Below are 16,535 nucleotides of genomic sequence, written 5' to 3'. Positions count from 1 at the left end.
GGACCGGCGCGTCATTGAGCGCGCGACGCCCGCGGGGACTAGGGTGCCGTCGCATGCGCTACAGCGATGATGTGCTCGATTCCTTCGACCGCCGCAAGCCCCGTCGGGTGACCCCCGAACACGACGCTGAGCTGGGCATGGTCGTCGAGGATGCGGGCAGCGGGTTCTGCGGGGAGATCGTGGGTTTCGAGTACGGCGCGGTGACCCTGGAGGACCGCCACGGCCGCCGCAGGCACTTCCCACTGGACCCCGCCGCCTTCCTACTGGATGGGACGGTGGTCACGCTGCGCCGCCCGCAGGCCTCCGCCGCGCCCGCGCAGCCGCGGCGCACCGCGTCCGGTTCGGTCGCCGCCGCGCCGGGCCGCGCCCAGGTGGCCCGCGCCGGGCGGATCTGGGTTGAGGGCCTGCACGACGCCGAGCTGCTGGAGCGCATCTGGGGCGACGACCTGCGCGCCGAGGCGGTCGTGGTGGAGCCGCTGCACGGCGTCGACGACCTGCCCGCCGCGGTGCGCGAGTTCGCGCCGGGCCCGGGACGGCGGCTCGGCGTGCTGGTGGACCACCTGGTCACCGGCACCAAGGAGGCCCGGCTCGCGCAGGCGGTGGACAGCCCGCACTGCCTGATCGCCGGACACCCGTACGTGGACGTGTGGCAGGCGGTGAAGCCGTCCCGGCTGGGCATGGAGGAGTGGCCGGTGGTGCCGTACGGGCACCCGTGGAAGGAGGGCATCTGCGCCGCGCTCGGCGTCAAGGAGCCCGCGCTGTTCTGGCGGCGGCTGCTGTCGCGCGTGGACAGCTACCACGACCTGGAGACGCCCCTGGTCAACTCGGTGGAGCGCCTCATCGACTTCGTGACCGCGCCGCAGGAGTAGCCGCCGCGCCGCAGTCCGTTCAGGGCTGCCGGGTGTGCAGGAACGTCGCGATGTCCAGCTCCACCGGGCAACGCTCGGCGTCGCGGCGGACCCGCATCACCTCGCCGTCGTTGCTGCCGCTGTGGCAGCGCCACACGTCGGCGCCCTCGGTGGTGAACCGCCACGGCGTGCCGGGCACGGTGACCGGGGTGAAGACCAGCTCGCCCGCGTCGGCGTCGAAGCGGGCGGCGAACTCCCGGCCCATCCACCACCACGTGCCTTCCAGCTCGTGCGGCTGCCCGGCGGGCTGCGGCTGCCACGGCGCGGGGCGCTCGGGCTCGGCGTCGAGCACCTCGGTCAGCAACTGCCGGCTCAGGTCGGCCATCCGCCGCCCGTGCAGGGTGTACGCGTTGGCGAAGGCGACCACGCCGGTCCGGCTGGGCCGGTGCGTCCACAGGTGGGCCAGGTAGCCGGGCATCGAGCCGCCGTGTCCGGCGAAGATGCGCTCGCCGCTGCGGATCAGCTCCAGGCCGAGGCCGTGGCCGGTGGTCCAGGCGTCCAGGTCGGTCATCACGACCGGGGCGCACATCTCGGCCAGCGTCGCCGGGGCGAGCACCGCCGGGTCCGGCTCGGCCAGGAACGCGGCCCACTTGAGCAGGTCGTCGGCGGTGGACCAGAGCTGCCCGGCGGGGGCCATCGCACCGGCGTCGGTGCGCGGCTCCTCGTTCAGCGTGCCGTGCCAGGGGTGCACCACGTAGCCGCGGGCGAACGGCTCGACCTCGCAGTAGCTGGTGCGGGTCATGCCCAGCGGCTCCAGCAGGCGTTTGGTGACCAGCTCCGTCCAGTGCAGACCGGTCAGCCGGTGGGCGACCGCGCCGAGCAGCCCGTACGCCAGGTTGGAGTAGTGGTAGGCGCGGTGCGGCGGGTAGGCGAGCTTGTCCGGCGTCAGCGCGGCCAGGAAGGTGTCCAGGTCGGGGCCGTCGTGCCGCTCCCACCACAGGCCGTCGGGTTCGCGCTGCAGGCCGGAGATGTGCCCCAGGAGCTGGCGGATGGTGATGGCACTGCCCACCGGGGTGCCGGGCAGGTGCCGGTAGAGCAGGTCGTCCAGGGCGAGCGCGCCCTCGTCGCGCAGCTGCATCATCAGCACGGCGGTCAGCGTCTTGCTGATCGAGCCGATGCGGAACTGGGTGTCGCCGGTCGGCGCGGCCCCGGTCGCCGGGTCGGCGCCGGCCACGGCCAGGTGGGCCGCCCGCCCGTCGCGCACCACGGCCGCCACCAGGCAGGGGGTACGCCCCTGCGCCTGCGCGCCCGCCACCAGCTCGTCGAAGCGTGCCGCGGTCTGCGTGTTCAGCGTCATTGTCACTCCACCCTGTGCGCCGGCGGTATCCGTGCGCCGCCGACTGCGCTGGACAACCTATGCGGACAACGGCGTCCGGGCCAAGGCGTTACCCCGGCTGGCTGGGCGTACCTCCTGATCTGTCCGAACGGACGAGGAGATCCACACCCCCCAACACTGGCGTGAGCGTGACACGATCAGCACGTGGAAGATTGGATGTGGTGGCTACTCCTCGCAGCGGTGGCGGTGATCGCGGAGCTCTTCACCGGCACGTTCGTGCTGCTGATGCTGGGCGCCGGCGCGCTGGCCGCCTCGCTGGTGGGTCTGGGCGGAGCACCCGGCTGGATCCAGGGCATCGTGTTCATCGTGGTGTCGGTCCTCTCGCTGGCGGTGGTGCGCCCCTGGATGAAGCACCGCTGGTTCCGGCAGGATGCCGATGCCGCCTCGATGGGGCTCGCGGTCACCGAGGGCGCGGGCGCGCTCGTGGTGGAGCGGGTCGACGTCGACAACGGCCTGGTCAAGATCGGCGGCGAGCTCTGGCGGGCCCGGCCGTACGACGCCACGAAGTCATACGTCCCGGGTGACCGGGTCCGGGTAGTGAAAGTGGACGGCGCGACGGCGCTGGTCTGGAGGGATTGATGGAGACTTTTATTACCCTGCTGGTGGCGGTCATCGCCCTGATCGTCCTGATCACGCTGATCAAGATGGTCAAGATCGTGCCGCAGCAGCGCAACGACGTGGTCGAGCGCCTCGGCAAGTACAACCGCACGCTGACTCCGGGCCTGAACATCCTGGTGCCGTTCATCGACGCCGTGCGGACCAAGGTCGACCTGCGCGAGCAGGTGGTCAGCTTCCCGCCGCAGCCGGTGATCACGTCGGACAACCTGGTGGTCTCCATCGACACCGTGCTGTACTTCAAGGTCATCGACCCGGTGCGGGCCACCTACGAGATCGCCAACTTCCTGCAGGCGATCGAGCAGCTGACCGTCACCACCCTGCGTAACGTCATCGGCTCGATGGACCTGGAGCGCTCGCTGACCAGCCGCGAGGAGGTCAACCGGCAGCTGTCGGCGGTGCTCGACGAGAACACCGGCCGCTGGGGCGTCAAGGTGACCCGTGTCGAGATCAAGGCGATCGAGCCGCCGCCGAGCATCCGCGACTCCATGGAGAAGCAGATGCGCGCCGAGCGTGACCGCCGTGCCGCGATCCTCAACGCCGAAGGTGTCAAGCAGTCCCAGATCCTCACGGCCGAGGGTGACAAGCAGGCGGCGGTGCTGCGCGCCGACGGTGACCGGCAGGCCCGCATCCTGCAGGCCGAGGGCCAGGCCAAGGCGATCAAGCTGGTCGTCGACGCCATCCACGTGTCCTCGCCCGACAACAAGGTGATGGCCTGGCAGTACCTGCAGGCCCTCCCGCAGATCGCGGCCGGCGCGTCGAACAAGCTGTGGATCGTCCCGGTCGAGCTGACCAAGGCGCTGGACGGCATCGCGTCGACCTTCGGCGGCCTGCGCAGCGACCCGGAGGCCGCCGAGGCCGCCCGCGAGTCGGGCGCCGAGGCCGAAGCCGAGGCGCACCGCGTCGCGGCCGAGGCCGCCGCAGCGGTCAAGGAGATCGAAATCGAAACCAGCCGCCTCCCCAAGGAGTGACGGCCGCCTCCACCCCGGGGGCGACGATCTTGCGCGAACTGTGGGCTTGACCCGGGTAAACCGGACAAAATCACAACAGTTCGCGCAAGATCGTCAGGATCTCGATGGTACGCGGAAGGGCCGGCAGCCGTGGCTGCCGGCCCTTCCGGGTTGACGGGGTCAGCGCGGGTCGCGGCCCATGAGCAGCTTCCAGGGGACGAGGGCGGACTCGATCTGGACGCCGAGGCTCATCTTGGAGACGCCTTCCTCGCGCTCCTCGAAGCGGATCGGGACCTCGGCGATACGCAGGCCCTGGCGTACCACGCGGTGGTTCATCTCGACCTGGAAGGCATAGCCGTTGCTCTGGACCGAGGCGACGTCGATCGCGCGCAGGGTCGCCGCACGCCAGGCCTTGAAGCCCGCGGTGGCGTCCTTGACGCGCAGCCGCAGGATCGCGTTGACGTAGAAGTTCGCCCACGCCGACAGCGCCTTGCGGTGCCACGGCCAGTCGCTGGCGACCGCGCCGCCGGCGACGTAGCGCGAGCCCAGCACGACGGCCGCGTCGGTGTCCGCCAGCGTCTGCAGCATGGCGGGGATCGCGGTGGTCGGGTGGGACAGGTCGGCGTCCATCTGGATCACGATGTCCGCGCCCTCGTCCAGCGCCTGGGTCATGCCCGCGACGTAGGCCCGGCCCAGCCCGTCCTTGGCCGTGCGGTGCAGCACCGTGACCGGGGCGGGCCCGTCGACGGCCAGCTTGTCGGCGACCTCGCCCGTGCCGTCCGGCGAGTTGTCGTCGACCACCAGCACGTGCAGGTTCGCCACCGGCAGGGCCGCCAGCAGGTCGACGAGCTTCGGCAGGTTGTCGCGCTCGTTGTAGGTGGGCACGACCACCGTGATCTTCGGAGCGGTGCTCTTCATCGATACCTCAGGATTGGGGACGTCCGACCGGCTGAGCGGATCAGGGCAGACGGCCGATGGACGGGCGGCGGTGGCCGATCCTACCTTCCGGCGGGGCCGAACGCCCCAAGCGCGGTGTCGCCGCCGGGCCGTGCCGCCCCGGACGGCAGAATCGGGACGTGGAACTGATCACCGATCCGGGCGACGAACGCATCGCGGACTACCGGGCGCTGACCGACGTCGAGCTGCGTACCCGCTGGGAGCCGCCGCACGGGCTGTTCATCGCCGAGGGGGAGCTGGTGCTGCGCCGCGCGCTGCGGGCCGGCTACCGGCCGCGCTCGTTCCTGGTCGAGGCCAAACGCGCCGGGCAGGTCGCCGACCTCGACGGCGCGCCGGTGTACGGAGCCGAGCCGGAGGTGCTGGAGCAGGTCACCGGGTTCCACGTGCACCGGGGCGTGCTGGCGAGCTTTCACCGGCAACCGGCACTGGCGGCCTCGGAGGTGCTGGCCGCGGCCCGGCGCGTGGTCATCTTGGAGGACATCAACAACCATACGAACATCGGGGCGATCTTCAGGGGCGTGGCGGCGCTGGGCGTGGACGCGGTGCTGCTGTCGCCGACCTGCGCGGATCCGCTCTACCGGCGCAGCGTGCGGGTGAGCATGGGCGAGGTGTTCGCGATCCCGTACGCCAAACTCGATCCGTGGCCGCAGGCGCTGTCGGAGGTGCGGGACGCGGGGTACACGATCCTGGCGATGACTCCGGCCGCCGACGCGGTGCCGATGCAGCAGCTCACCGACACCCAGCGGCTGCGTCCGGCGCTGCTGCTGGGCGCGGAGGGGCCGGGCCTGTCCCGGCACGCCCTGGAGGCCAGCGACGTGCGCGTGCGCCTGCCCATGCGCCGGGGCGTCGACTCCCTCAACGTCGCCGCCGCGACGGCGGTCGCCTGCTGGGAGCTGACCCGCGACGACCCCGCCTGACCGGACTGCGTCTCGTTCCGCGCAAGATCTGTTTTTGTGGACGCTGGGTGCCCCCATAGGGGCGTCAGGCGTCCACAAAAACAGATCTTGACCGGCGAAACGGTCGGTCTGCGCGGGATGGCGGCCGGTGCCTACACTGCGCGCCATGACTCTGCGAGGCGTGGCGACGCCGTGCTGACCGGGCTCGGGCGGCGTATCGGCTGGTGGGCGGTGCCCGTAGAGGTGCTCGGCCTGGTCGGGGCGATTCAGCTGTCGCTTGTGGCGTTGATCGCTCTCTTCGGCTCGGAGCCGGGTCCCTTCAGCTGGCCGATGTTCCTCTTCATCTGGATCTTCTTCGCGGCGTTCGGGACGGCGTTGGCCTGGTGGGATCGGCGCCGTAGGGACCCGGCGGACGAGCCGGCGTGGCGTGCTCGGGCGCCGCGCCGGCTGTCGGCGGCCATCGCGGTCGCCGACGTGTGGTGGTCGGCGACCGTCATCTCATCGGGCATGTCGGCGTATCAGGGCGGCCTGGGGCTGTGGTACAGCGCCCTGGTGAACGTGTTCGGGGTGTTCCCGCTGGTGCTGCTGCGCCATCTGGCCGACCGATACGAGCGGGCGGAGACCGCCGCGTCGTGACCGGCTGGTCGGCGCGGCGCGGCGGCGTGGTTAGGCTGAACGCACCATAGGGCTGTCGAGGTCGGGGTATGGCCAGCTGTTGCAGACGTGCCGGGCGTGACGCCGCGGCGGGACCGCGGTGACCGCGGTGTTCCCGACGGTGCGTGAGGTGATCGCGCTCGACCCCGTGCGGATCGGCGCGCCGCGGCTGGTCGCGGGTGAGTCGGGGCTCGACCGGCCGGTGCGCTGGGTGCACTCGGCGGAGGTGCCCGACATCGCGACCCTGCTGCGTGGCGGCGAGCTGGTGCTGACCACCGGCATCGGCCTGCCCGCCGACGACGCGGGCGTACGCGCGTTCGTCAACGACCTGGCCGAGGTCGGCGTGTCCGGGCTGATCGTGGAGCTGGGGCGGCGGTACACGGCGAGCGTGCCGCGGGTGATGGCGGCCGCCGCGCAGAAGGCCGGCCTGCCGCTCGTCGAGCTGCGCAGGCCGACCCCGTTCGTGCAGATCACCGAGGCGGTGCACGCGCTGATCGTGGACGCGCAGCTGGCCGAGCTGCGCGCCACCGAGCAGATCCACCAGCGGTTCACCGAGCTGAGCGTGGACGGCGCGGAGCCGGCCGAGGTGGTGCACCAGGCGGCGCAGCTCGCCGGCTGCCCCGTGGTGCTGGAGAACCTGGCCAGGCAGGTGCTGGCCTACGACGCGGCCGGAGATCGCGCGGAGATGCTCCTGGACGGCTGGGAGCAGCATTCCCGGCGGATCAAGGCGCAGCCGTCGGGCAGCGGGCGCACCGGATACGACCCGGACACGGGCTGGCTGGTGACCCCGGTCGGGGCGCGCGGCCAGGACTGGGGCCGCCTGCTGCTGCGCTGGCCCGCCTCGGGCACCGCGCGGGGCCTGGCGGCCTCGGTCGGCCCGGTCCGGGTGGACGCCGGGTCAGGCGCAGCCCAGACCACGTGGCCGGAACACCCGGCCGGGGTGGGCTCGGCAGAACGCGGAGAGGCCGGCCGCCCGGCCGGGTCGCAGGCGCCCGCGGACCGCTCAGGGCCGGGCGGGCCGCCGGGTCTATCCGTCTCGTGGGAGGAGCCCGACGCGGGCTTGGCCACCCCGTCGTCCACACCCCCGACGCGGCTGATCATCCTGCTGGAGCGGGCCGCATCGACGCTGGCACTGGGCCGGCTCATCCGGCGGGACGCCGAAGGGCTGGAGCGGCAGCTGCACGGCACCCTGCTGTCGGCGCTGCTGGACCACAGCCTGCCGGTGTCGGAGGTGGCGCTGCGGGCCGCGGCGCTGGGCATCCAGCTGGAGCGCCGCCGCCTGGTCGGGGTGGTGGTGCGGCACCGGGACGAGTCGCTGGCGGCGGGCACCGAGGCGGGCCAGGCCGCGCTGCGCGACCTGGCCGACGCCGTCTCGCAGGCACTGCGCGAGGCCAAGCAGACCGGGTTGACCAGCGCCGTCGACGACCGGGCGGTGGGCGCGCTGCTGGCGGTCCGCGGGGAGGAGGAGCCCGCGCTGGAGTCCTTCGCCGCCGCGCTGCGCCGGGGTCGGGCCGGCACCTTGCTGATCGCGGCCGGTTCGGGCGTGGACAGCCTGCGCGAGGCCCGGCGCTCGCTGGTGGAGGCGCGGCAGGTCGCCGAGGCCGCCCGGCACGACCCGGCCGGGCCGGACGTGCACCGGCTGCCCAACGTGGGCCTGCCAGGGCTGCTGCACCTGCTGCGGGACGAGCCGCGGCTGCAGACGTTCGTGGAGCGCCAGCTCGGGGCGCTGCTGGCGTACGACGCCGAGCATCGCAAGGACGCGCTGCTGCCCACGCTGCGGGTGTTCCTGGAGCACGGGCGCAACAAGTCGATCGCCGCGGGAGCGGCGCACCTGTCCCGGCCCGCCTTCTACGAGCGGCTGGCCCGGATCGAGCGCATTCTGGGAGTGGACCTGGACTCGGTGCAGGTGTGCCTGTCGCTGCACGTGGCGCTGCTGGCGAGGGACGTGTTGCGGGGCTGACCCACAGAAAAACCGAGGTGCAGCCTTCGATTCTTCGGCGAGAAGCGCGGCGCGTACCCTGTCGGCTTGACGATCTGTCAGGTGGACACGGTGGCGGCTGGCACGATGTAGCTTGCCCGGGGCTCCCGGAGCTGGGAGCGTCCAGGGTGATCCGAGCCACAGCCGTATACCGCCCGCCGAAGGACGTGTTAGCCCATGAGCACCGACGAACTGCTCAACCGCCACCGTGCCGTCATGCCCAACTGGATCAACCCGCTGTACGCCGACCCGATCGAGCTGGTCTCCGGCTCCGGCTGCCGGGTCACCGACGCGGCGGGGCGCACGTACCTTGATTTCTTCGGCGGCGTGCTCACCACGATGATCGGGTACGACATCCCGGAGGTCTCCGACGCGGTGCGCCGGCAGCTCGACAAGGGCATCGCGCACTCCTCGACGCTGTATCTGATCCGCAAGCAGGTCGAGCTGGCCGAGAAGATCGCCAAGGTGTCCGGCATCGCGAACCCGAAGGTGTTCCTGGCCAACTCCGGCACCGAGGCCAACGACACGGCCCTGCTGCTGGCCACCCAGTTCCGGCGCAGCAACCAGATCCTCGCGGTGCGCAACAGCTACCACGGCCGCAGCTTCGCCGCGCTCGCCGTCACCGGCCAGCGCAGTTGGTCGGCGACCTCGCTGTCCCCGGTGAACGTCAGCTACCTGCACTCCGGCGACCGGCTGCGGGGCGTGTTCGCGGGACTGTCCGACGCCGAGTACATCGCGCGCTCCGTGGCCGACCTGCGCGAGGTGCTGGCCACCACGACCGCGGGCGACGTGGCGTGCCTGATCGCCGAGCCGATCCAGGGCGTGGGCGGCTTCGTCGCGCCGCCCGACGGCTACTTCAAGGCGGTCAAGGAGGTGCTCGACGAGCACGGCATCCTGTGGGTCTCCGACGAGGTGCAGACCGGCTGGGGCCGCACCGGCGAGCACTTCTGGGGCTACCAGGCCCACGACGCGGTGCCGGACATGCTGACCTTCGCCAAGGGCATCGGCAACGGCTTCACCCTGGGCGGTGTGGTGGCCCGCGGCGAGATCATGGACTGCCTGAACGCGGTCTCGTTCAACACGTTCGGCGGCAACCCGATCAGCGCCTCGGCGGGCCAGGCGGTGCTCGACTACGTGCTCTCCCACGACCTGCAGTCCAACGCGGCCCGGGTGGGCGAGGTGCTGCACGCGGGCGTACGCGGCCTGAACTCCCCGATCGTGGCGGAGGTGCGCGGCAAGGGCCTGATGCTGGCGTTCGAGCTGGTCCGGCCCGGCACCCTGGATCCGGCCCCGGAGCTGGCGCTGCGCGTGCTGGAGGAGACCAAGGCCAACGGGCTGCTGGTCGGCAAGGGCGGCCTCTACGGCAACGTGATCCGGATGGGCCCGCCGCTGACCCTCACCGAGGCCGAGGCCAAGGAGGGCCTGGACATCCTGGCCGCCGCACTGGCGGCCGCACATCAGCAGGCGGTGACAGCATGACTGGATACATAACCCATTTCGTCGACGGCAAGCCGTGGGAGCACGGCGCGACCCGGCAGGGCGAGGTGTACGACCCGGCGACCGGCGCGGTGGCCGCGATGGTCGACTTCGCGTCGGCGGCCGAGGTCGGCGCGGTGGTCGGCGTGGCCGACCGGGCGGCTCGGGCCTGGCGGGACGCGTCGCTGGCCAAGCGGACCGCGGTGCTGTTCGCGTTCCGGCAGCTCATTCACGAGCGGCGGGACGAGCTGGCGGCGGCGATCACGGCCGAGCACGGCAAGGTGCTCTCCGACGCGGCGGGGGAGGTGCAGCGCGGCCTGGAGGTTGTCGAGTTCGCCTGCGGCATCCCGTCGGCGCAGCGCGGCTCGTTCAGCGAGAACGTGTCGACGGAGGTGGACTCGTACTCGATCCGGCAGCCGCTGGGCGTGGTCGCGGTGATCACGCCGTTCAACTTCCCGGCGATGGTGCCGCTGTGGTTCGCGCCGATCGCGATCGCCTGCGGCAACGCGGTGGTGCTCAAGCCGAGCGAGAAGGACCCGAGCGCGTCGGTGCTGCTGGCGTCGTGGTTCGCCGAGGCGGGCCTGCCCGACGGGGTCTTCAACGTGGTGCACGGCGACAAGGAGGCCGTGGACGCGCTGCTGACCCACCCGCAGGTGAAGGCGGTGTCGTTCGTCGGCTCGACACCGATCGCGCGCTACGTGTACGAGACGGGCACCGCGCACGGCAAGCGGGTGCAGGCGCTGGGCGGGGCGAAGAACCACATGGTGGTGCTGCCCGACGCCGACCTCGACCTGGCCGCCGACGCGGCGGTCAACGCGGGCTTCGGCTCGGCGGGCGAGCGCTGCATGGCGATCTCCGTGGTGGTCGCGGTCGACCCGGTCGGCGACGAGCTGGTCGGCAAGATCTCCGAGCGGGTGGCGGGCATCCGCACCGGCGACGGCCGCCGGGGCTGCGACATGGGACCGCTGGTGACGAAGGTGCACCGGGACAAGGTCGCCTCGTACGTCGACGCGGGCGAGCGGGCCGGCGCGAGGCTGGTCGTCGACGGCCGCACCGTGCGGCCGGACGCGGACGGGTCCGGGTTCTTCCTCGGGCCGACGCTGTTCGACCAGGTCACGCCGCAGATGTCGATCTACACGGACGAGATCTTCGGGCCGGTGCTCAGCGTGGTCCGGGTCGGCTCGTACGACGAGGCGCTGGCGCTGGTCAACGGCAACCCGTACGGCAACGGCACGGCGATCTTCACCAACGACGGCGGGGCCGCCCGGCGCTTCCAGCACGAGGTGGAGGTCGGCATGATCGGCGTGAACGTGCCGATCCCGGTGCCGATGGCGTACTACTCCTTCGGTGGCTGGAAGGCCTCGCTGTTCGGCGACACCCACGCGCACGGCGCGGAGGGCGTGCACTTCTTCACCCGGGGCAAGGTGGTCACCAGCCGCTGGCTGGACCCGCGCCACGGCGGGATCAACCTCGGCTTCCCGACCCAGCACTGACCTGCGACCGAAACCCCGTCCATGCGGCTTGAGCTGCATGGACGGGGTTTCGTCTTTGTGAGAGGATCGCCGCGCACTGCTCTGATCTTGCTGCTCAGGCGCTTGATCGGAGCTTCTGTCATGTCCGCGCGGGGGAGTTGGTGAAAACTTTCACCGCCGCGGATAGGGGATCATCCGATGATCCTGCGGGTTCGTGAACAGGCGGTCACCTGGTCATGAACGCCTGGGGGCGAATTATGGGGGTTCTGTAGAAAGTCTGCGTAACGTTTCTGCGGCGAGACCTTGCCTAGTGACGACGGCGGCCGTAAGAATCCTTCAGAACACGGCCGAAACTTGTAGGGAAATACCAGACCGTCTCTGGCAAGGAGTGGGAATGGCACAGTCCGACCTGACCCGGCGTACGGTGCTGCGGCGTGCTGCCGCGGCGGGCGTCCTCGCCGGTCCGGCCGCGGGGCTGCTCAGCAGCTGCGCGCTCGGCGACGACACCTCCGGCGACACGTCCGGCAAATACGAGGGCACCAAGAGCGACAAGAACCCGCTGGGCGTGAAGGAAGACGCCCCGCTCGACGTCGTCATCTTCAACGGCGGCTTCGGCGAGGACTACGCCAAGGCGCACGAGGCGATGTACAAGGAGACCTACCCCAAGGCCGAGGTCAAGCACTCGGCCGTGGTGGAGATCAACAAGGAGCTGCAGCCGCGCTTCGTCGACGGCACCCCGCCGGACTTCGTGAACAACTCCGGCGCGGGCCAGATCGACCTCGGCGGCCTGGTCGCCCAGGGCGCGCTCGCCGACCTCACCCCGCTGCTGGACGCGCCGAGCCTGGACGTGCCCGGCAAGAAGGTGCGCGAGACCCTGCTGCCCGGCACGGTCGAGAGCGGCAGCTTCGACGGCAAGACGTACGTCCTGAACTACGCGTACACCGTCTACGGCATCTGGTACTCCAGCAAGCTCTTCACCGAGAAGGGCTGGGAGTACGCCAAGACCTGGGACGAGCACATCGCCCTGTGCAAGAAGATCAAGGCCGCCGGCATCGCGCCGTGGACCTACCAGGGCAAGCACCCGCGCTACATGTCCTGGCCGGTGATCTCCACGGCGATCAAGTTCGGCGGGCCGCAGGTCGCCATGGCGATCGACAACCTGGAGCCGGGCGCGTGGACCTCCGACGCGATGAAGGCCGCCGCCGAGGCGTGGCACCAGATCGTCAAGGACAAGTACATCCTCGAAGGCTCCCCGGGCCTGGACCACAAGCAGTCCCAGACCGAGTGGTGCAAGGGCAACGCCGCGTTCATCTCCTGCGGTTCCTGGCTGGAGAGCGAGCAGAAGGCGGTCACCCCCGAGGGCTTCAACATGGCCGTCGCCCCGACCCCGAGCCTCGGCTCGGGTGACAAGCTGCCGTTCGCCGCGATCCGCGGCACCGCCGGCGAGCCGTTCGTGGTGCCCGCCAAGGCGAAGAACGAGCGCGGCGGCATGGAGCTCATGCGGCACATGCTGTCGATGAAGGGCGCGAAGGACTTCACGGGCAAGGTGTCCAGCCTGTCCGTGGTGGCCGGCGCGGCCGAGGGGGCCACCCTGCCGTACGGCCTGACCACCGCGGTCAAGGCGCTGGCCGACTCGGGAAGCAACGGCTTCAACTGGGTCTACAACGTGTACTACCGCAAGCTGGAGCGCGAGCTGGTGGACGCGGCGTGCGGCGAGTTCTTCTCCGGGCGCACCACGCCCGCGGAGTTCCTCGCGGCCTGCCAGAAGGGCGCGGACCTGATCGCGGCCGACACCACCTTCAAGAAGTACAAGCGCAGCGCCTGACGCGCTGACCCCGGCGCCCGCCACGCCTGATGTGGCGGGCGCCGGTCCGCACTCGACGAGGAGGGCACGACGTGAGACACGGGAAGTATCCGCTGCTGGCAGCGTTCCTTTTGCCGCCGTTGGCGCTGTACGGCTACTTCGTGGTGTCCCCGTACGCCCAGTCGTTCCTGATCGCGATGACGAACTGGCAGGGGCTGTCGCCGGCGTACGAGTTCGTCGGGTTCGACAACTTCAAGCGTTTGCTGGGCGACGAGTACGTCTGGAACGCCCTGCTCAACAACCTGTGGCTGCTGGTGCTGCTGCCGCTGCTGACCATCGCGCTCGGCCTGTTCCTGGCGACCATGCTCAACGTGGGCGGCCGGGGCGGGCGCAGCACGGTCACCGGCGTGCGCGGCTCGGCGCTCTACAAGGTCATCTACTTCGCGCCGCAGATGCTGTCGGTGTCGATCGTCGGCGTGCTCTGGGCCGAGGTCTACAACCCGCGCAGCGGCCTGGTCAACTCCGCGCTGCGCGCCGTCGGCCTGGACGGGCTGGCCAAGGTCTGGCTCGGCGACCCCGCGTACGCCTTCTGGGCCGTGCTCGCGGTGATGGTCTGGGCCAACGTCGGCTTCTACGTGGTGCTGTTCGGCGCGGCCATGCAGTCGGTGCCGCGCGACATCTACGAGGCCGCCGCCCTGGACGGGTCGAGCCGGCTCAACACCCTGGTGCGGATCACCATTCCGCTGCTCTGGGACACCATCCAGGTCGCCTGGGTGTACCTGGCCATCCTGGCGCTGGACGGCTTCGCGCTGATCCACGTGATGACCCGCGGCGGCCCGAACTTCTCCACCGACGTGGTCGGCCTGCGGCTCTACACCGAGGCGTTCGGCGACTACAAGTGGGGCTACGCGTCGGCCATCGGCGTCGTGATGTTCTTCGTGACCCTCAGCGTCACCGTGCTGTCCCTGCGCCTGACCCGCCGCGAGAGGATCGAGCTTTCATGAGCGAGCAGACCTTGGATGCCGTCGTCGTCGAGCGCGGCCTGAAGGACGGCCAGGCGGACCGCCCGGCCAAGCCCGCCGCCGGGGAGCCCGGACGGGGTCGGAAGGCCGTCGACGGCACGCTCAACGTGTTCTCGCACGCCTTCCTGGTGCTGTGGGGCCTGCTGACGGCGCTGCCGCTGCTGTGGGTGGTGCTCAGCTCGTTCAAGGACGACGCCGAGATCCTCGGCGACCCGTGGGGGCTGCCCAGCGCGCTGCGCTTCGACAACTTCGCCCGCGCCTGGACGCACGGCCACATCGGGCAGTACTTCGTCAACACCGGCATCGTGCTGGTCGGTTCGCTGACGCTGACCATGCTGCTCGGTGCGACCGCCGCTTACGCCCTGGCCCGTTACAAGTTCCTGGGCAGCCGGCTGGTGTACTTCGTCTTCGTCGGCGGCATGATGTTCCCCGTCGTGCTGGCCTTCGTGCCGCTGTTCAAGATCGTCGGCGGGGTCGGGCTGCGGGACACCCTGCCCGGCCTGATGCTGATCTACACGGCGTACTCGCTGCCGTTCACGGTCTTCTTCCTCACCGCGTTCTTCCGCACCCTGCCCGACGCGGTCGCCGAGGCCGCCTACATCGACGGGTGCGGGCCGTTCCGGACCTTCTTCCGGGTCATGCTGCCGATGGCCAAACCCGGCCTGATCAGCGTCGGCATCTTCAACTTCCTCGGCCACTGGAACCAGTACCTGCTGCCGGTCGTCCTGATCACCTCGGACGAGAAGCAGGTGCTCGCCCAGGGGCTGGCCAACCTCGCGATCAGCGAGGGCTACCGCGGCGACTACTCGCGGCTGTTCGCCGGCCTCACCCTGGCGATGCTGCCGGTGCTGGTGGTGTACGCGGTCTTCCAGCGCCAGGTGCAGTCGGGCCTGACCGCCGGCCAGATGAAGTAAGTGAGTCCTAGCACAGCCGCGCCATAGGGGACGCCCGTACGGGCCACGACCAGCGTGAATCCATCTGCGGACCGAGGGCGGGGGTGACCCCGCCCTCTACCGTCGAAGACAGCCGCGGCGAACACGCCGCACCGCTCTTCGGGGAGTTGACCAAGATGGCCTCAACGGCTCGGCGGCTGTACCGGCCGCGCCACGGACGCTGGATCGCGGGTGTATGCGCCGGTCTGGCGCAACGCTTCAACCTGCCGGCCTGGCTGGTCCGACTGCTGTTCCTGCTGTCGTGCCTGCTGCCGGGGCCCCAGTTCATCGTCTACATCGCCATGTGGGTGATCGTTCCCGAGGAGTGAGCGCGGGGCGTCCGTAGATCAACGAGGGCGGTGCCGGGGGCCTCCGGCACGGCCCTCGTGCCGTGTCAGGCGTCGGCTTCGGACGCGCCGAGCGCGCGTACCGCATGCAGGGTGTCGGCCTCGGCCGCGCTCTTGTCCTCGCGATAGCCCAGCACCCGCGCGAAGCGCAGGGTCACCCCGCCCGGGTAGCGCGTGCTGCGCTGCACCCCGTCGAACGCGATCTCCACGACCAGCTCCGGGCGCACCGTGACCTGGAAGTCGTTGCGCTCGACCGCCAGCTCCAGCAGCCGCTCGGTCTGCCAGGCCAGCATCGCGTCGGTCAGGCCCTTGAACGTCTTGCCCAGCATGACGAAGCCGCCCTGCGGATCCCGGGCCCCGAGGTGCAGGTTGGACAGCCAGCCGCGCCGCCGCCCGTTGCCCCACTCGGCGGCGAGGATCACCAGGTCGAGCGTGTGCCGCGGCTTCACCTTCACCCAGCCCGCGCCGCGCCGCCCCACCTCGTACGCCGCCTGCGCCGCCTTCACCACCACCCCTTCGTGCCCGGCCGCCAGCGCCGACGCGAACGCCTGCTGCGCCTGCTCGGGAGTCTCGGCGAGGGCGCGCTCGACCCGCATCGCGGCGGGCAGCATCGCGTCGAGCGCGGCCCAGCGCGCCGTGCCCGGCTCGTCGATCCAGTCCGTGCCGTCCAGGTGCAGCAGGTCGAAGAAGTACGAGGTCAGCGCGCCTGACGCGCGTTGCGCCGCCCGGCCCGACGTCTCCTGGAACGGGCGCGGCCGCCCGCGCTCGTCGACCGCGATCGCCTCGCCGTCCAGCACGACCGCGCGCACCGGCAGCGCGCGCACCGCGGCCACGATCTCGGGTACCCGTGCGGTGATGTCGTCCAGGCTGCGGCTGAACACGGCGACCTCGTCGCCGTCGCGGTGCGCCTGGATGCGGATGCCGTCCAGTTTCGCGTCCACGGCCGCCGGGACGCCGGTCGCCACCAGGGCCTGCTCCGGGTCGGGCGCGGACTGCGCCAGCATCGGGGCGAGCGCGGTGCCGACCGACAGCCGCAGGGCGGACAGCCCCGCCTCGCCCTCGGTCAGCGCGGTCGCGGCCACCGTCTTCAGGTCCCCGGACAGCAGCAGCGCGCGGCGAACCACCGCCGCGGGTGCCGCTGATCTCCGCAATTTCCGCAACGTTCCCGCAGGCCAAGGGCGCGCGAAC

Annotated in this window: 15 protein-coding genes; 12 read left to right on the top strand and 3 right to left on the bottom strand. The window is 71.1% G+C overall.

What is annotated here, in order from left to right; all coding sequences use genetic code 11:
• Positions 1–53 precede the first annotated feature (53 nt).
• Positions 54–869, top strand: a complete 816-nt coding sequence (locus AB0B66_RS15500) for a DUF3097 domain-containing protein (RefSeq protein WP_360529036.1) — start codon at positions 54–56, stop codon at positions 867–869.
• Positions 870–888: 19 nt separating this feature from the next.
• Here the strand turns inward: AB0B66_RS15500 and AB0B66_RS15495 are convergent, their stop codons facing one another.
• A complete protein-coding gene (locus AB0B66_RS15495; protein ID WP_360529033.1) occupies positions 889–2,205 on the bottom strand; it encodes a serine hydrolase domain-containing protein in 1,317 nt (438 codons plus the stop codon).
• Positions 2,206–2,388: 183 nt separating this feature from the next.
• On the opposite strand from AB0B66_RS15495, the gene AB0B66_RS15490 reads away from it, so the two are divergent.
• Together AB0B66_RS15490 and AB0B66_RS15485 are read left to right on the top strand one after the other, a co-directional pair.
• Entirely contained in the window at positions 2,389–2,823 is a 435-nt protein-coding gene (locus tag AB0B66_RS15490) for an NfeD family protein (protein WP_360529030.1), read from the top strand.
• The gene (locus tag AB0B66_RS15485) at positions 2,823–3,830 is read left to right on the top strand and encodes an SPFH domain-containing protein (RefSeq protein WP_360529027.1); all 1,008 of its coding nucleotides are present in this window, start codon (positions 2,823–2,825) and stop codon (positions 3,828–3,830) included. Before AB0B66_RS15490 ends, AB0B66_RS15485 begins: the two co-directional genes overlap by 1 nt.
• A gap of 159 nt (positions 3,831–3,989) precedes the next feature.
• Here the strand turns inward: AB0B66_RS15485 and AB0B66_RS15480 are convergent, their stop codons facing one another.
• Positions 3,990–4,727 (bottom strand): polyprenol monophosphomannose synthase, encoded by a 738-nt coding sequence (locus tag AB0B66_RS15480; RefSeq protein WP_360529024.1) that lies wholly within the window; start codon positions 4,725–4,727, stop codon positions 3,990–3,992.
• A 158-nt stretch (positions 4,728–4,885) separates the two neighbouring features.
• On the opposite strand from AB0B66_RS15480, the gene AB0B66_RS15475 reads away from it, so the two are divergent.
• The 9 genes from AB0B66_RS15475 to AB0B66_RS15435 all read left to right on the top strand — a co-directional run bounded on the left by AB0B66_RS15475 (position 4,886) and on the right by AB0B66_RS15435 (position 15,329).
• Positions 4,886–5,683 (top strand): RNA methyltransferase, encoded by a 798-nt coding sequence (locus tag AB0B66_RS15475; RefSeq protein ID WP_360529021.1) that lies wholly within the window; start codon positions 4,886–4,888, stop codon positions 5,681–5,683.
• Positions 5,684–5,854: 171 nt separating this feature from the next.
• The gene (locus tag AB0B66_RS15470) at positions 5,855–6,298 is read left to right on the top strand and encodes a hypothetical protein (protein WP_360529018.1); all 444 of its coding nucleotides are present in this window, start codon (positions 5,855–5,857) and stop codon (positions 6,296–6,298) included.
• A gap of 127 nt (positions 6,299–6,425) precedes the next feature.
• On the top strand, positions 6,426–8,276 hold the full coding sequence (locus tag AB0B66_RS15465) for a PucR family transcriptional regulator ligand-binding domain-containing protein (RefSeq protein WP_360529587.1): 1,851 nt from the start codon (positions 6,426–6,428) through the stop codon (positions 8,274–8,276).
• 195 nt (positions 8,277–8,471) lie between these two features.
• A complete protein-coding gene (locus AB0B66_RS15460) occupies positions 8,472–9,773 on the top strand; it encodes an aspartate aminotransferase family protein (RefSeq protein ID WP_360529015.1) in 1,302 nt (433 codons plus the stop codon).
• A complete protein-coding gene (locus AB0B66_RS15455; RefSeq protein WP_360529012.1) occupies positions 9,770–11,263 on the top strand; it encodes a CoA-acylating methylmalonate-semialdehyde dehydrogenase in 1,494 nt (497 codons plus the stop codon). The genes AB0B66_RS15460 and AB0B66_RS15455 overlap by 4 nt, the downstream gene beginning before the upstream one ends.
• A gap of 373 nt (positions 11,264–11,636) precedes the next feature.
• Positions 11,637–13,067, top strand: coding sequence for an N-acetylglucosamine/diacetylchitobiose ABC transporter substrate-binding protein (gene ngcE, locus AB0B66_RS15450; protein ID WP_360529009.1), 1,431 nt, complete (start codon positions 11,637–11,639; stop codon positions 13,065–13,067).
• A 71-nt stretch (positions 13,068–13,138) separates the two neighbouring features.
• Positions 13,139–14,050, top strand: coding sequence for a sugar ABC transporter permease (locus tag AB0B66_RS15445; RefSeq protein ID WP_360529006.1), 912 nt, complete (start codon positions 13,139–13,141; stop codon positions 14,048–14,050).
• Positions 14,047–14,982, top strand: a complete 936-nt coding sequence (locus tag AB0B66_RS15440; RefSeq protein ID WP_360529003.1) for a carbohydrate ABC transporter permease — start codon at positions 14,047–14,049, stop codon at positions 14,980–14,982. Before AB0B66_RS15445 ends, AB0B66_RS15440 begins: the two co-directional genes overlap by 4 nt.
• Before the next feature lie 155 nt (positions 14,983–15,137).
• Positions 15,138–15,329 carry a PspC domain-containing protein gene (locus tag AB0B66_RS15435; protein WP_360529000.1) on the top strand — a complete coding sequence of 64 codons (192 nt, stop codon included), beginning with the start codon at positions 15,138–15,140 and terminating at the stop codon, positions 15,327–15,329.
• Positions 15,330–15,394: 65 nt separating this feature from the next.
• On the opposite strand, the gene AB0B66_RS15430 is transcribed toward AB0B66_RS15435, so the two are convergent.
• Positions 15,395–16,535 (bottom strand): ATP-dependent DNA ligase (locus AB0B66_RS15430; RefSeq protein ID WP_360528997.1); only part of this gene is annotated, 1,141 nt, incomplete at its 5' end.

Source organism: Catellatospora sp. NPDC049111 (assembly GCF_040648615.1).
Classification (GTDB): Bacteria; Actinomycetota; Actinomycetes; order Mycobacteriales; family Micromonosporaceae; genus Catellatospora; species Catellatospora aurea.
This window is presented reverse-complemented; position numbering and strand designations above follow the sequence as displayed.

What these genes read in the sequence shown, in the direction of transcription:
- AB0B66_RS15440 (WP_360529003.1), top strand. Translation starts at nt 14,047, where the DNA reads ATGAGCGAGCAGACCTTGGATGCCGTCGTCGTCGAGCGCGGCCTGAAG.
- AB0B66_RS15500 (WP_360529036.1), top strand. Translation starts at nt 54, where the DNA reads ATGCGCTACAGCGATGATGTGCTCGATTCCTTCGACCGCCGCAAGCCC.
- AB0B66_RS15495 (WP_360529033.1), bottom strand. Translation starts at nt 2,205, where the DNA reads ATGACGCTGAACACGCAGACCGCGGCACGCTTCGACGAGCTGGTGGCG.
- AB0B66_RS15455 (WP_360529012.1), top strand. Translation starts at nt 9,770, where the DNA reads ATGACTGGATACATAACCCATTTCGTCGACGGCAAGCCGTGGGAGCAC.
- AB0B66_RS15435 (WP_360529000.1), top strand. Translation starts at nt 15,138, where the DNA reads ATGGCCTCAACGGCTCGGCGGCTGTACCGGCCGCGCCACGGACGCTGG.
- AB0B66_RS15485 (WP_360529027.1), top strand. Translation starts at nt 2,823, where the DNA reads ATGGAGACTTTTATTACCCTGCTGGTGGCGGTCATCGCCCTGATCGTC.
- AB0B66_RS15480 (WP_360529024.1), bottom strand. Translation starts at nt 4,727, where the DNA reads ATGAAGAGCACCGCTCCGAAGATCACGGTGGTCGTGCCCACCTACAAC.
- AB0B66_RS15460 (WP_360529015.1), top strand. Translation starts at nt 8,472, where the DNA reads ATGAGCACCGACGAACTGCTCAACCGCCACCGTGCCGTCATGCCCAAC.
- ngcE (WP_360529009.1), top strand. Translation starts at nt 11,637, where the DNA reads ATGGCACAGTCCGACCTGACCCGGCGTACGGTGCTGCGGCGTGCTGCC.